Below are 11,679 nucleotides of genomic sequence, written 5' to 3' on the forward strand. Positions count from 1 at the left end.
TCTGGCTCCTGCACGGAAGGGACTCAGCTCGCCAGCGGCTCCGCTGCCGCGCGCAGCGCCGCGACGACCGCCCGCACGGAGGGACGGCGGCCCGCGTCGGCGCGCCAGGTGGCGTAGATGTGGCGCCGCATCTTCTGCCGTACGGGGACGAAGACGACCCCGTCCGGCACAGGACGCCCGAGGCGGGGCGTGACGCACACCCCGAGTCCTGCCGCGACCAGGGCCAGCTGGGTGTGGTGCTCCCCCGCGAAGTGCCCGATGCGCGGTTCGATGCCCTGCGAGCGCAGCGTGAACATCAGCCAGTCGTGGCAGAACTCGCCCTCCGGCCAGGACACCCACTCCTCGTCGGCGAAGTCCTCCAGGTCCACCGCCCCGCACCCGGCCAGCGGGTGCCCGGCGGGCAGGGCCACGTCGGCGGTGTCGTCGAGGAGGTGGGCCCGCTCCAGACCGCCGGGGACGGGGGCCCGCTTGTTGCTCCAGTCCAGGACGATCGCCAGGTCCGCGTCCCCGCGCATGACGGCCCGCACGCCGGGCTCCGGCTCCAGTTCCGTCGTACGGACGCGGAGTTCGGGGTGGACGGTGCGCAGGGCGGCGAGCGCGGCCGGAAACAGTCCGCGCGCCGCCGTCGGGAAGGCGGCGAGCCGCACCTCGCCCACGACCTGGCCCCGCTGGGCCTCGATGTCGGCCTGGGCCAGCTGGACCTGGGACAGGATCCGGGCGGCGTGCTCGGCGAGCAGCAGCCCGGCGTCGGTGAGCCGGACGCCCCGGCCGTTCTTGGCGAGCAGCTGCTGCCCGACCTCGCGCTCCAGCTTGGACAGCTGCTGGGAGACGGCGGAGGTGGTGACGTGCAGCCCGTCGGCCGCGCCGCTGACCGAACCGTGCCGGGCGACGGCGTCGAGGGTGCGGAGGCGCTCCAGGTTCAACATGTAAGCGATACTAAGGGGAGGGGTCGAGGAAATCTCGCTTGTTCTAAGACATTGCGGCCGTCACCCTGAGTGCATGACCTCCCCGGCCCCGCCCTCCCCGAACTCCCGCCTGCTCGACTGGCGCGTCCGGTTCGGCACCCTCGCCCTCATCTGGGGCTTCAGCTTCCTCTTCATCAAGGTCGGCACGGAGGGCTTCGCGCCCTTCCAGGTCACCTTCGGGCGCCTCCTGTTCGGTACGGCGGTGCTCGCCGTCGCGATGGTCGTGAAGCGCGACCGGCTGCCGCGCGGCGCCCGCGTCTGGGGCCACCTGACGGTCGCGGCCTTCCTCCTCAACGCGCTGCCGTTCTCCCTCTTCGCGTACGCGGAACTGACGATCCCCTCCACCCTGGCGGGCATCTGCAACGCGACGACCCCGCTCTGGGGCATGCTGCTCTCGCTCGTGGCCCTGTCGGAGGACCGCCCGACCCGGGTCCGCGCGGCCGGTCTGGGCATCGGGTTCATCGGCGTACTCACCGTGCTCGGCGCCTGGCAGGGCTTCTCCGGCCTCGACGTGACCGGCACGGCCCTGGCCCTGCTGGCCTCGTTCAGCTACGCGGTCGGCTGGATCTACGTCCGCAGGACCCTGAGCGGCACAGGCGCCACGAACCTCTCGCTCGCCGGCACCCAGGTCGGCCTCGCGACGCTGCAACTGGCGCTGGTCACCCCCCTCTTCACCACCCTCCCCGAATCGGTGGAGCTCGTGCCCCTCCTCGCCGTGATCGCACTGGGAGCGCTCGGTACGGGGTACGCGATGCTGCTCCAGTACGGCGTGGTCGCGGAGGTCGGCCCGACGACGGCGGCCATGGTCACGTACTTCATTCCGGTGATCGCCACGGCGGCGGGCGTCGCGCTCCTGGACGAACGGCTCACCTGGAACACCCCGGTGGGCGCGCTGGTGGTCCTGACGGGCGCGGCCCTCACCCAGACCCGCCGCCCGACACCCCCACCGAAGCCGACCCCCACCCCGTCCGTTGTGGGCATACGTTCCGCAGGGGCGGAACGGGTGGGCACAACGGACGGCGCCCCGTGCCGGGCCTAGGCTCCCGCGCCTGAACCCGCACCGCAGCTACGGCGACCAGCGTGGTGCGGGGTCAGGCGCAGAAGGCGGAGGCGCCCACAAGGGCGCCGTCCCGTGTGCCCACCCGTCCCGCCCTGCGGGACGATTGCCCACACGAAGGTGGGCCCGGGCACCGCAGGCGCAGCCCACACGGCGGGGGGGGACGGCAGGGGCGCCGGGCGCGCAGGCCCAGCCCCCACCAGCCCGGCCCGAGCGCGGCGTCACGACTCACCCATAGCTCCGCGCCGGCACCGGCCCCACCGCCCCGGCCACCGCCTCCGCCAGCCCCTCGACCTCCCCCGCCGAAAGCCCGGAGACGGTCAGCCGGACCGCCGGCCCCGCGTCCATCCGGAAGCGCGCGCCCGGCGCGACCGCCCAGCCCGAGGCGAGGAGCCGGGCCACGGCGCCGGTCTCGTCGGAGACCGGCACCCAGACGTTCATGCCGCCGCGCCCGTGCGCCTCGACGCCACGAAGGACCAGGGCCCGCACGAGCCCGTCGCGCCGCTTTCCGTAGGCCCTCGCGACGACGGCGGGGTCCACCGCCTCCGTGGCCCACAGATGCGCGACGGTCCGCTGGAGCAGCCGGCTGACCCAGCCCGGGCCGAGCCGCTGTCGCCCGAGGACCCGGTCGACGGTCTCGGCGTCGCCGGTGAAGGCGGCGATCCGGAGGTCGGGCCCGTACGCCTTGGCGACGGAGCGGACGAGCACCCAGTGGTCGGTGACGCCGGCCAGCGGGTGGAGGGGCTGCGCGACGATGCCGTGCCCGTGGTCGTCCTCCACGAGGAGCACGCCGGGGTGCCCGGCGAGGACCCGCCGGAGCTCCCGAGCCCGCGCCTCCGTCACACACGCCCCGGTCGGGTTCTGCGCCCGGTCGGTGACGATGACGGCCCGTGCCCCGTCCTGCCGGATCGCGCGCTCGACGGCCTCGGGCAGCGGGCCCTCGTCGTCGACGGCGACGGGTACCGGACGGAGGCCGAGCGCGGGTACGAGGTCGAGGAGGCTGCCCCAGCCCGGGTCCTCGACGGCGACGGCGTCGCCGGGCCTGAGGTGGGCGGTGAGGACCCGTTCGACGGCGTCGAGGGAGCCGGAGGTGACGCCGATGGGCCCCGCGGGCACCCCGTCCGCGTCGAAGGCGGCGCGCGCGAGCCGGCCGAACTCCTCGTCGACGGGGGCCTCTCCGTACATGCCGGGCTGTTCGGCGTACCGCCGGGCGACCTCGGCGAACGCCTCGCCGAGGGGTGGCAGGAGGGCGGGGTCGGGGCTGCCGTTGCTGACGTCCCGGACTCCGGCGGGCGCTTCGACCCGGATCGAGCCGCGCGCGGTCGTGGCGGGGCGGGGCCGCACCCGGCTCCCGCGCCGCCCGTCCGTCTCGATGACCCCGCGCTCGCGCAGGGTGCGGTAGGCGGCGGCGACGGTGTTGGGATTCACACCCAGAGTGAGCGCCAATTCCCGCATGGGTGGCAGGAGTTGGCCGGGCTGCAGCGCGCCGGCGCCGACTCCTCGCTCGACGCTGGCGGCGATGTCCGATGCGCGACGACCTTCGATCCGATACTCTCCTAGCACAAAAGATATTATGCACTAGTGCAATGGAGATGGCAATGAGGACCACCACCGAGGCGTACGAGGCGACCGACCGGACCGTGCCCACCCGCTCCCGCGACCGCGCCTCGTACGACAAGGCCCTCGTCCACTCGATACTCGACGAGGCCTACGTCTGCCACCTCGGCTTCGTCCGTGACGGCGCGCCGGTCGTCCTCCCGACGCTGTTCGGCCGGGTCGGCGAGCGCCTCTACGTCCACGGCTCCACCGGCTCGCGGCCGCTGCGCGCGGCCGGGGACGGCGTGGCGGCCCCCGGCCTGCCCGTCTGCCTGACCGTGACGCACGTCGACGGTCTCGTGCTCGCCCGCTCCGCCTTCCACCACTCGCTCAACTACCGTTCGGTCGTCGTCCACGGCACCGCCCACCAGGTCACCGACCCGGAGGAGCTTCGGACCGCCCTCGACGCCCTGGTCGACCACGTGGTCCCCGGCCGTTCCGCCGACTCGCGGCCCGGCAACGCCAAGGAGCTCGCCGCCACCGCCGTGATCCGGCTCGACCTGGACGAGGTGTCGGCGAAGGTCCGTACCGGCGGCCCCAACGACGACGCGGAGGACCTCGGCCTGCCGTACTGGTCCGGTGTCATCCCCGTACAGGGCGGCTACGGCACGCCGGTCCCGGCCGACGACCTCGACCCGTCCGTCGCGCTGCCCGGCTACCTCGCCGCGCTCTGAAGGCAGGGAGGGACCGACGATGCTGATCCACCCCTGGGACGCCGCCCATGACGAGGGCGAGTGGCGTGCGTGGCTCGCCCGGCACGACTTCGGCCAGCTCGCCGTCAACGGCCTGCCCGGCGAGCCGCCGTGGGTGCAGCCGACGCACTTCCGGTACGACCCCGAGCCCGGCCCGTACGGCCGGGCCCTGGCCCACCTGGCCCGGCCCAACCCGCTCTGGCGCGCCCTGGAGGCGAACCCGACGGTGCTCCTGAGCGTGGTCGACGACTACGTCTACGTACCGGGGCACTGGACGGCCCCCGAGGGCGCGCCGTCCGAGCACGGCACCCCGACCTCGTACTACGCGGCCGTCCAGCTGCGCTGCACCGCGCGCGTGGTCGACGATCCGGAGGAGAAGGCGGCGCTCCTCAACCACCAGGTCGCCCACTTCCAGCCGGAGGGCGGCACCGCGCCCGTCGCCCCGGGCGAGGCCCCTTTCGGCCGCATGCTGTCGGGGATCCGGGTGCTGAGCCTGGAGGTGACGGACGTACGGGCGAAGTTCAAGTACGCGGGCAACAAGCCGCAGGACGTCCAGGACCGTGTCTCGGAGCGTCTCGCCGAGCGGGCCGGACCGGGCGACCTGGACGCCCGGGCCCACCAGCTGCGCCGCCGCACGGCCGGCTGACGCCGGGTGGGGGCGGGCACGCGAAGCCCCGCCCCCACACGGCATCACCGTGTCACGCGGTCACCGGCTCCCGCCTGCGCGCCTCCGCCGCCGTCCGCGCCTCCGCCAGGGCGAGGCCCGTGACGGCGGCGAGCAGCAGCAGGGTGCCGAGCACGATCGCGGCGGTGAGCCGCTCACCGAGCAGCGAGACCGCGATCAGGGCCGCGCTCACCGGCTCCAGGAGCATGATCACGGAGACGGTGGCGGCCCGGACGACGGCCGCCCCGGCGAAGTACAGCGCGTAGGCGAGCGCGGTCGGCACCGCCGCCACGTACACGAGGAGCAGCACCACGCTCACGGGCGCGTCGGTGTGCGGGACGAGCCCCTCCGCGAACGCCGCCGGCAGCAGCCCGACCGCCCCGATCGCGAAGGCCCAGGTGGTCGTCGCCAGGGCGTCCGTACCGCCGCCGTCACGGCCGAGCCACCGGGTGAGCAGGGTGATCGCCGCGTATCCGGCGGCCGAGACCACCGCGAGGACGACGCCCAGCGGCCGCACCTCCGCGGCCCCGCCGCCGAGGACGAGGACGAAGAGACCGGCGAGCGCGCCGCCGACCGCGCAGACCCCGCCGCGGCCGAGGCGCTCCCCCATGGTGAGCCGGGCACCGATCGCGATGAGGACGGGTCCCGCGCCCAGGGTGACGACGGTGCCGACCGCGAGGCCGGTGGCCTCGACTGAGGCGAAGTACGCGCTCTGGAAGACAGTGAGACCGACACCCGTCCCGAGGATGCGGGCGGTCCGCCGGCCGCGCGATTCGGCGTTCGCGCGGGCGGTGGCGCGGCGGGGTCGCAGCGCGAGCGCGCCGAGGAGCAGGACGAGGCCGCCGAGGCAGCGCCAGAAGGAGAGGGCCAGCGGGCCCATGTCGCTGACGCGGAAGATCAGCGAGGCGGCGGCACCGGCCGTGCCCCAGGCGATCCCGGCGACGATCAGATAGAGGAGGCTCCGCCCGGCGGACAGGGCGGATCCCGAGGAGTTCGACACGTGAGTTCTCCGTGGAAGACAGGAGGGAGGGGTGGTCGCTGGGCTCCGCGCGCGGGCAGCGACGAACCTCTCGGCGGCGGGAGTTCGCCGTCCGAGCCCGGTCTTCGTCGAGGAGAGTCTCCGCGCGCGCTAGGCGGCGGGAGGCGGAAGCACGGTCGAATGCATGAGCGGCACGCTACGGGGCGGTCCGGCCGGCCGACAACTCGGCATCCCGCCCGACGGACTCCGCCTCGGAACCAGAGCCGGAACCCGAACCGGAGCCGGAGCCGGAACCTGAGCCGGAATCCACAACCGCACCGACCCCCGCACCGGAACCGGCCACCGGCCCCGCCGGCGCCGCCTTCGGCGTCGAGGACTGGGCGATGAAGGCCCCGACCAGGACCACGGCACCGCCGACGATCTGCGGCGCGTCCAGGTGCTCGCCGAGCAGGACCCAGGCCAGGACGGTCGCGATGACCGCCTCCAGGCAGGCCACGACCCCCGCCACCTGCGGGGAGAGCAGGCGCACCGAGATGACGCCGGTGACGTACGCGAGCACGGTGGCGATCAGCACGATCCAGCCGAGCAGCAACCACGCGGGCACGCTCGCCCCGTTCATGTCGGCGTGGCCGCCGAGGATGCCCCAGTCCATGCCCCAGGGCCGGGCCACCACCGTCAGGACGAAGGCGCCGATGAGCAGTCCGTACGCGATGACGCCGACCGGATCGGCCCGCTCGGTCTGGTCGGGTTCGTCGGCGCCCTGGTCGGAGAGGACGAAGTATCCGACCTGGCAGCAGGCGGCGGCGAGGGCCAGGAGCAGGCCGACGATGTCGAAGCTCAGCCCGGACCAGACCTGCACGACGCACGCGAGGCCGCCGGCGGCGAGGACGACGCCGAGGGCGGCGGCGCGGGTGACGGGGCGGCGCTGGACGAAGCGGACCCAGCCGAGGACGAGGGCCGGGGCGAGGTATTCGATGAGCAGGGCGACGCCGACGGGTATGCGGGAGATCGAGGCGAAGTAGAAGGCCTGGACTCCGGCGACGGCGAGCAGGCCGAAGCCCACGAGGAGAGCGGGTTTGCGGCGCAGGAGGTCCCGGTGGCGCCAGGCCACCGGCAGCATGACGAGCGCGGCGCCGGCGACCCGGAGCCAGACCACGTGGAGCGGGTCGAGGCCCGCCTCGATGAGCGGCTTGGCCGCCACTCCTGAACCACCGAATGCGAAGGCCGAGGCCAGGGCTAGTCCCAGGCCGGCGCTTCTCCCCTGAGACGCGTGCATCGGGCCATCATGACAGGACGCCGTCAGGGGCGTAACCCCCGTTACACCTGTTGAGACGGCCCCTCTTCCAGGCCGGCGATTCGGGCGGCCAGGGCGGCCGGGTCGACCCCCGCGCGACGCAGCACCTCGACGGCCCGGCTCTCGGGATCGGAGGCGAGGGCGGTGAGCAGATCGATGCCGCGGGCCTGCGGCTCGCCACGCTCGGCTGCCCGCCGGAACGCCCCCTCCAGGGCGGCGGCCGCGGCGGGCGACCAGGGGGACGGACGGGTGCCCTGGGGTTCGGCCCCGCGCGCGGCGGGCAGCAGGCGTCGGGTCGCCGACTTCTCTTCCGAGCGCTGCCAGCGCAAGCCGTATCCGATGGACCGCTGGACGAGGTAGCCGAGGACGCGGGCGAGCCGGTGGCCGCCCTCGAAGGCGGCACCGGCCTCGGGGTCGGACTCGAGGAGCGCGTGCAGGAGGTGGGCGGTGTCGATCTGGCGGTCACCGTCCCGGAGCGCTCTGCGGCGCGCGCCCGACACGACCGCAGCGAGCGAAGGCGTCAGGAAGGTCGCGAGCTCCGCGCGCGGGGCGACGGACGAGGGGAGCGGCTGAGGGCGTGGGACAGGATGGTGCACCCTCCCACCTCATCAGGCCCGGGCGGCCGGAACATCACCGGGGAGAAGCATGTCCGCATCCCACCGGAGTTGGGCACGGGCGCACGGTTCCTCCTCCTTACGGATGAGATCGCGTGCGTCACCCCCGAGGGGCGCGCGCCGCCTTGCTTTGCGCCCCCACTGCAACCACAGGCCCTCTTCCGCTCGTCCTCCGGTCGTGTTCTGGATGGTGGCTCTGCTCTCACGCGACGGGCGGCAGTACGTGTACCGGGTGTACGCACCCCGGGAGGCGCTGCCGGCCGATCTGTTCTGGGCGGCCTTCCACTGCCACGAGGAGGACGGGGCGCCGCGCGCCTCCGACAGCTTCGACGCGGCCGAGATCTGGTGGATCGGCGACGGTACGGGACCGACGACCGCAGAACTGACGGTTCATCAGTATTGAATGTTCACGACCACCCCGCTACGTTCCGCGACACCGGAACCCAGTTGGCACGCGTGAAGGGGTGGTCTCATGGCCGAAGTCAGCGCGGAGGCACGGATCGAGGCGCCCGCCGGAAAGGTCTGGGCGCGACTCACGGACTTCTCCTCGTACGGCGAGTGGAACGCCACCCACACCAGCTTCCCGAACGGCGGCCCGGCCGCCCTGGAGGCCGGCGCGACCTTCACGGAGAACATGAAGCTGATGGGCTTCCCCGCCGAGGTCCTGTGGACGGTCGAGGAGCTGGAGTCCGAGCGGGCGTTCGCCATCAGGGGCAAGGGCCCGATGGGGGTCGTCGTCGCCACGCGGTACTCGCTGGCGGCGGAGGGGGACGCGACGACGGTGCGGATCGACGGCGAGTTCACCGGCGCGGCGGTCTCCCTGATGGCGGGCAAACTCAAGGACTCGGCGACGGCGGCGCTGACCGAGTCCCTGCGCAAGCTCGCGGGCCTGGTGGCCTGAGCTGCCACGCCGGAAGCACGGGAAGGGCCCCGCGACCACGGTCGCGGGGCCTTTCCTCTCTTCGGGACCGACGGGCTCAGTGCTCGTCGGCGAGGATCAGGTACAGCTTCTTGCGGGCCTCGTTGATCACGGTGACCGCCTTCTGCCGCTGCTCGGCGCTGCCGGTCTTCCAGACCTGCCCGAACGCCTCCATCAGGCCGAAGCCGGCCTGCCGGATCTCGTTCACGGCGTCCCAGTCGACCCCGCGCCCGGCCTCCTCCCACGGCGCCTCGGGGCCTTCCTCGGCCTCCGCGCGCCCGGTGTCGGTGAGCGTGAACAGCTTCTTGCCGCCCTCGCTCGCGCTGGTGATCAGCCCCTCGTCCTCCAGCATCTGGAGGGTCGGGTAGACCGAGCCGGGGCTGGGCTTCCACGCCCCGTCGCTGCGCTCGCCGATCTCCCGGATCATCTCGTAGCCGTGCATCGGGCGGTCCTTCAGGAGCGCCAGGATCGAGGCACGCACGTCACCGCGCCGCGCCCGCCCCCGGCCGCCACCGCGTCCGCGCCCGCCGAAGGGCCCTCCACCGAACGGCCCACCGCCGAACCCGGGCCCGAAAGGCCCGAACGCGGCACGCCGCCCCTCGAAGTCACCCCGAGACCCGGGGCCGCAGCCTCCACGACCGTGTCCGTGTCCGTTTCCGTACTCGTGTCCAGGTGAACGCATCGCAACGCTCCTTCCATCGGGATTCCATCGTCGAACTGTCGCGATGGCTCAACGATATATCGGAACTGTTCGCCGAGCAATACCCGACAGCTCGGTCACGGGTGTCCTGTGACAGCGAATCTCGTTCGATTGCCACTGAACTTTGACCACCGATTACGTTCCTGACACCGAACTTTGACCGGTGTGGTTGGGGGCAGGGTGGGGGTACCGGCTCGTCGCTACGGCGACTCCGCGTTATCGGCTTTTGAGCTGGAGTTTTGCGGTCCCGGAGGTCGCCGTCGGCTGCCGCTGGGAGAGTCCTGGAGCGTTCGCTTCGAGGAGGCCGAGCCGGTTCGCCGGTTCCGCTGGGCGAAGGGCGGCGAGAGCTTCCCGGGCTGGTACTACGCCGCGACGACGGCTGATCACGTGGGATACGAGTCGTGGCTGGAGCGGGACCGGCTGGTCCTGCTGGATCGCGATCCGGAGGTGGTCGGGATCGCCTCGCAGCCGTTCTGGCTGCACTGGCACGACGGGCGGGAGTCGCGTCGTCACGCCCCTGACTACTTCGTACGGCTTGCCGACGGCCGGGCCCGGGTGGTCGATGTCCGGTCCGCCGACCGTCTGGACGAGCGGACGGAGGAGGCCTTCGAGGCCACGCGCGAGGCCTGCGGGGCGGTGGGCTGGGAGTTCGAGTGGGCGGATGCGCCGGAGCCGGTGTTCATGGCGAACGTCCGCTGGCTGGCCCGATACCGGCGACGCCGCTCGGGGCACCCGGCGGAGGTCGCGGCCCGGCTGGTGGATGTGTTCGCGGAGCCGTTGCCGTTGTGGACCGGGGCCGAGCGGGTCGGCGACCGGCTGCAGGTTCTTCCGGTGCTGTTCCATCTGCTGTGGTCCGGGCGGCTCAACGCTGATCTGGGGTCCGCACTGCTGGGTACGGACAGCCTGGTCTGGGCCGGGAGGTGGTTGTCATGAGTGGGCTGAAGCGGCCGGCTCGGGTCACGGTCGGGGATCGGGTCCGGTTCGACGGGCGGTGTCGGCGTACACGTGAATGTGCTCAGCCAGGTACGCGACTTCGTGCCCACGTGTCACTGAAGGAAGCACGCGAACGAGGCGACCGCGAAGGCTAGGGGTTGGCAGGGTTCACGGGGGTGCGTGGTCGGCGCGCAACTGCCAGCAGGTGCAGGCTGGACACCACGAGCTCTGGGTGGCCGTCGGCGAACCGTGCGGCAGCCAGGGCGGTTTCAAGCGCCTTCACGCCCAGGTCCTTTGTCCCGGTCCGGCGCTCTTCGGCTCTCAGGGCCTCGTAGGCGGGCCCGTGCAGCCCGTAGACCGTGAGGTCACCAAGGCCGGCGTGCCGGGCCTCGGTGCAGAGCTCGGAGGGGTCGTGGTAGTACGTGGTGGGGCCGTCCCGGCGAACGCGCAGCCCGGTCGTTGCGATGTCCAGCGAACGGGGTGAGTCCAGGTCCAGGAGCTTGGCGTACCGGTTGAGGGCGGCGGCAGCGACCAGGCCACCGGGCTTGACGACCCGGTGAGCCTCCCGCCATGCACGGGCACGCTCGGTGCCGTCCGGCAGGTGATAGAGGGGACCGAGCATCAGCACGGCGTCGAACGTAGCGCCTGGCTGGTCGAGTTGCCGCGCGTCTCCCACGAAGGCAGCCAGACCCTGGTGGCGGGCCTGCCCTACGTGCTTCTCCACCGGGTCGACGACGAGAACCTGATAGCCGCTGTCGGTGAGCCAGCGAGCATGCACTCCAGGCCCGCCGCCGACATCCAGCACGGACGCGGGCGAGCTCGGAAGGTGAGCCCGCAGGAGTTCCTGCGTCCGCAGCAGCTCGACTGTCCCGATGGTGCGCCCGGAAGTGAGGCGGCCAGCCTCATCGCCGGCACCGTAGAACGCGGTGATGTCGGGAAGGAGCGCCATGTCGACCTCCGGCGGGAAGAGCAGGCTACCGATCGGAGAATGACATGGTCGGCCGCACGGCCGCTACGGAAACCGTCCGGGTCAAGGAGCGGGGCCCGCTCATGACGTCGGCGGCCGGCATGCGAGCAGGTATCCGTGTACCGCACTGTGCACATTCACGTGTACCCCGACAGGCAGCTTCGCGGGGTTCTCGCGGTGTCGGCCCTGGCGGTGACGTTGAGCGATGGCGAACGGCCTTATCGGGTCGTGCCGTTGCTGGAGTTGTTCGAGGCCGCGGGCTTCGAGGTCGTGGACACGCCGATGCGGATGCCGCTGCC

Annotated in this window: 13 protein-coding genes; 6 read left to right on the forward strand and 7 right to left on the reverse strand. The window is 72.8% G+C overall.

Annotation, left to right across the window (positions count from 1 at the left end; genetic code table 11):
- Positions 1-23: 23 nt before the first annotated feature.
- Positions 24-926: a LysR family transcriptional regulator gene (locus tag ACN9M0_RS04690; RefSeq protein WP_399699969.1), complete on the reverse strand. Its 903-nt coding sequence runs from the start codon at positions 924-926 to the stop codon at positions 24-26.
- 73 nt (positions 927-999) lie between these two features.
- On the opposite strand from ACN9M0_RS04690, the gene ACN9M0_RS04695 reads away from it, so the two are divergent.
- A complete protein-coding gene (locus ACN9M0_RS04695; RefSeq protein WP_399699972.1) occupies positions 1,000-2,004 on the forward strand; it encodes a DMT family transporter in 1,005 nt (334 codons plus the stop codon).
- A 246-nt stretch (positions 2,005-2,250) separates the two neighbouring features.
- Here the strand turns inward: ACN9M0_RS04695 and ACN9M0_RS04700 are convergent, their stop codons facing one another.
- Complete coding sequence (locus ACN9M0_RS04700) at positions 2,251-3,585, reverse strand: aminotransferase class I/II-fold pyridoxal phosphate-dependent enzyme (protein WP_426403168.1); 1,335 nt, start codon at positions 3,583-3,585, stop codon at positions 2,251-2,253.
- A 35-nt stretch (positions 3,586-3,620) separates the two neighbouring features.
- On the opposite strand from ACN9M0_RS04700, the gene ACN9M0_RS04705 reads away from it, so the two are divergent.
- Both ACN9M0_RS04705 and ACN9M0_RS04710 read left to right on the forward strand, forming a co-directional pair.
- Complete coding sequence (locus ACN9M0_RS04705) at positions 3,621-4,292, forward strand: pyridoxamine 5'-phosphate oxidase family protein (RefSeq protein WP_366041714.1); 672 nt, start codon at positions 3,621-3,623, stop codon at positions 4,290-4,292.
- A 19-nt stretch (positions 4,293-4,311) separates the two neighbouring features.
- Positions 4,312-4,956, forward strand: coding sequence for an FMN-binding negative transcriptional regulator (locus tag ACN9M0_RS04710; RefSeq protein ID WP_366041715.1), 645 nt, complete (start codon positions 4,312-4,314; stop codon positions 4,954-4,956).
- 52 nt (positions 4,957-5,008) lie between these two features.
- Here ACN9M0_RS04710 and ACN9M0_RS04715 read toward each other — a convergent pair whose 3' ends face one another.
- From ACN9M0_RS04715 to ACN9M0_RS04725, 3 genes are all read right to left on the reverse strand, one after another.
- Positions 5,009-5,974 carry a DMT family transporter gene (locus ACN9M0_RS04715; RefSeq protein WP_426403169.1) on the reverse strand — a complete coding sequence of 322 codons (966 nt, stop codon included), beginning with the start codon at positions 5,972-5,974 and terminating at the stop codon, positions 5,009-5,011.
- A gap of 175 nt (positions 5,975-6,149) precedes the next feature.
- Positions 6,150-7,229: an EamA family transporter gene (locus ACN9M0_RS04720; RefSeq protein ID WP_426403170.1), complete on the reverse strand. Its 1,080-nt coding sequence runs from the start codon at positions 7,227-7,229 to the stop codon at positions 6,150-6,152.
- A 41-nt stretch (positions 7,230-7,270) separates the two neighbouring features.
- Positions 7,271-7,843: a Clp protease N-terminal domain-containing protein gene (locus ACN9M0_RS04725; protein WP_366041718.1), complete on the reverse strand. Its 573-nt coding sequence runs from the start codon at positions 7,841-7,843 to the stop codon at positions 7,271-7,273.
- Between the two features lie 196 nt (positions 7,844-8,039).
- Between ACN9M0_RS04725 and ACN9M0_RS04730 the strand changes: the two genes are divergently transcribed.
- Positions 8,040-8,264, forward strand: coding sequence for a hypothetical protein (locus tag ACN9M0_RS04730; RefSeq protein WP_366041719.1), 225 nt, complete (start codon positions 8,040-8,042; stop codon positions 8,262-8,264).
- 69 nt (positions 8,265-8,333) lie between these two features.
- On the forward strand, positions 8,334-8,762 hold the full coding sequence (locus tag ACN9M0_RS04735) for a type II toxin-antitoxin system Rv0910 family toxin (RefSeq protein ID WP_366041720.1): 429 nt from the start codon (positions 8,334-8,336) through the stop codon (positions 8,760-8,762).
- Positions 8,763-8,838: 76 nt separating this feature from the next.
- Here ACN9M0_RS04735 and ACN9M0_RS04740 read toward each other — a convergent pair whose 3' ends face one another.
- On the reverse strand, positions 8,839-9,462 hold the full coding sequence (locus tag ACN9M0_RS04740) for a PadR family transcriptional regulator (protein WP_426403171.1): 624 nt from the start codon (positions 9,460-9,462) through the stop codon (positions 8,839-8,841).
- Between the two features lie 198 nt (positions 9,463-9,660).
- Here ACN9M0_RS04740 and ACN9M0_RS04745 point away from each other — a divergent pair, with 198 nt between their 5' ends.
- Entirely contained in the window at positions 9,661-10,413 is a 753-nt protein-coding gene (locus ACN9M0_RS04745) for a TnsA-like heteromeric transposase endonuclease subunit (RefSeq protein ID WP_426403172.1), read from the forward strand.
- A 151-nt stretch (positions 10,414-10,564) separates the two neighbouring features.
- Here ACN9M0_RS04745 and ACN9M0_RS04750 read toward each other — a convergent pair whose 3' ends face one another.
- Entirely contained in the window at positions 10,565-11,362 is a 798-nt protein-coding gene (locus ACN9M0_RS04750) for a class I SAM-dependent methyltransferase (protein WP_366041723.1), read from the reverse strand.
- Positions 11,363-11,679 lie beyond the last annotated feature (317 nt).

This window comes from Streptomyces sp. R-07 (genome assembly GCF_049913175.1).
In the GTDB taxonomy this organism is placed as follows: Bacteria; Actinomycetota; Actinomycetes; order Streptomycetales; family Streptomycetaceae; genus Streptomyces.

Coding starts and splice junctions, on each gene's coding strand:
- ACN9M0_RS04750 (WP_366041723.1), bottom strand. CDS start 11,362: ATGGCGCTCCTTCCCGACATCACCGCGTTCTACGGTGCCGGCGATGAG.
- ACN9M0_RS04690 (WP_399699969.1), bottom strand. CDS start 926: ATGTTGAACCTGGAGCGCCTCCGCACCCTCGACGCCGTCGCCCGGCAC.
- ACN9M0_RS04735 (WP_366041720.1), top strand. CDS start 8,334: ATGGCCGAAGTCAGCGCGGAGGCACGGATCGAGGCGCCCGCCGGAAAG.
- ACN9M0_RS04720 (WP_426403170.1), bottom strand. CDS start 7,229: ATGCACGCGTCTCAGGGGAGAAGCGCCGGCCTGGGACTAGCCCTGGCC.
- ACN9M0_RS04705 (WP_366041714.1), top strand. CDS start 3,621: ATGAGGACCACCACCGAGGCGTACGAGGCGACCGACCGGACCGTGCCC.
- ACN9M0_RS04740 (WP_426403171.1), bottom strand. CDS start 9,462: ATGCGTTCACCTGGACACGAGTACGGAAACGGACACGGACACGGTCGT.
- ACN9M0_RS04710 (WP_366041715.1), top strand. CDS start 4,312: ATGCTGATCCACCCCTGGGACGCCGCCCATGACGAGGGCGAGTGGCGT.
- ACN9M0_RS04695 (WP_399699972.1), top strand. CDS start 1,000: ATGACCTCCCCGGCCCCGCCCTCCCCGAACTCCCGCCTGCTCGACTGG.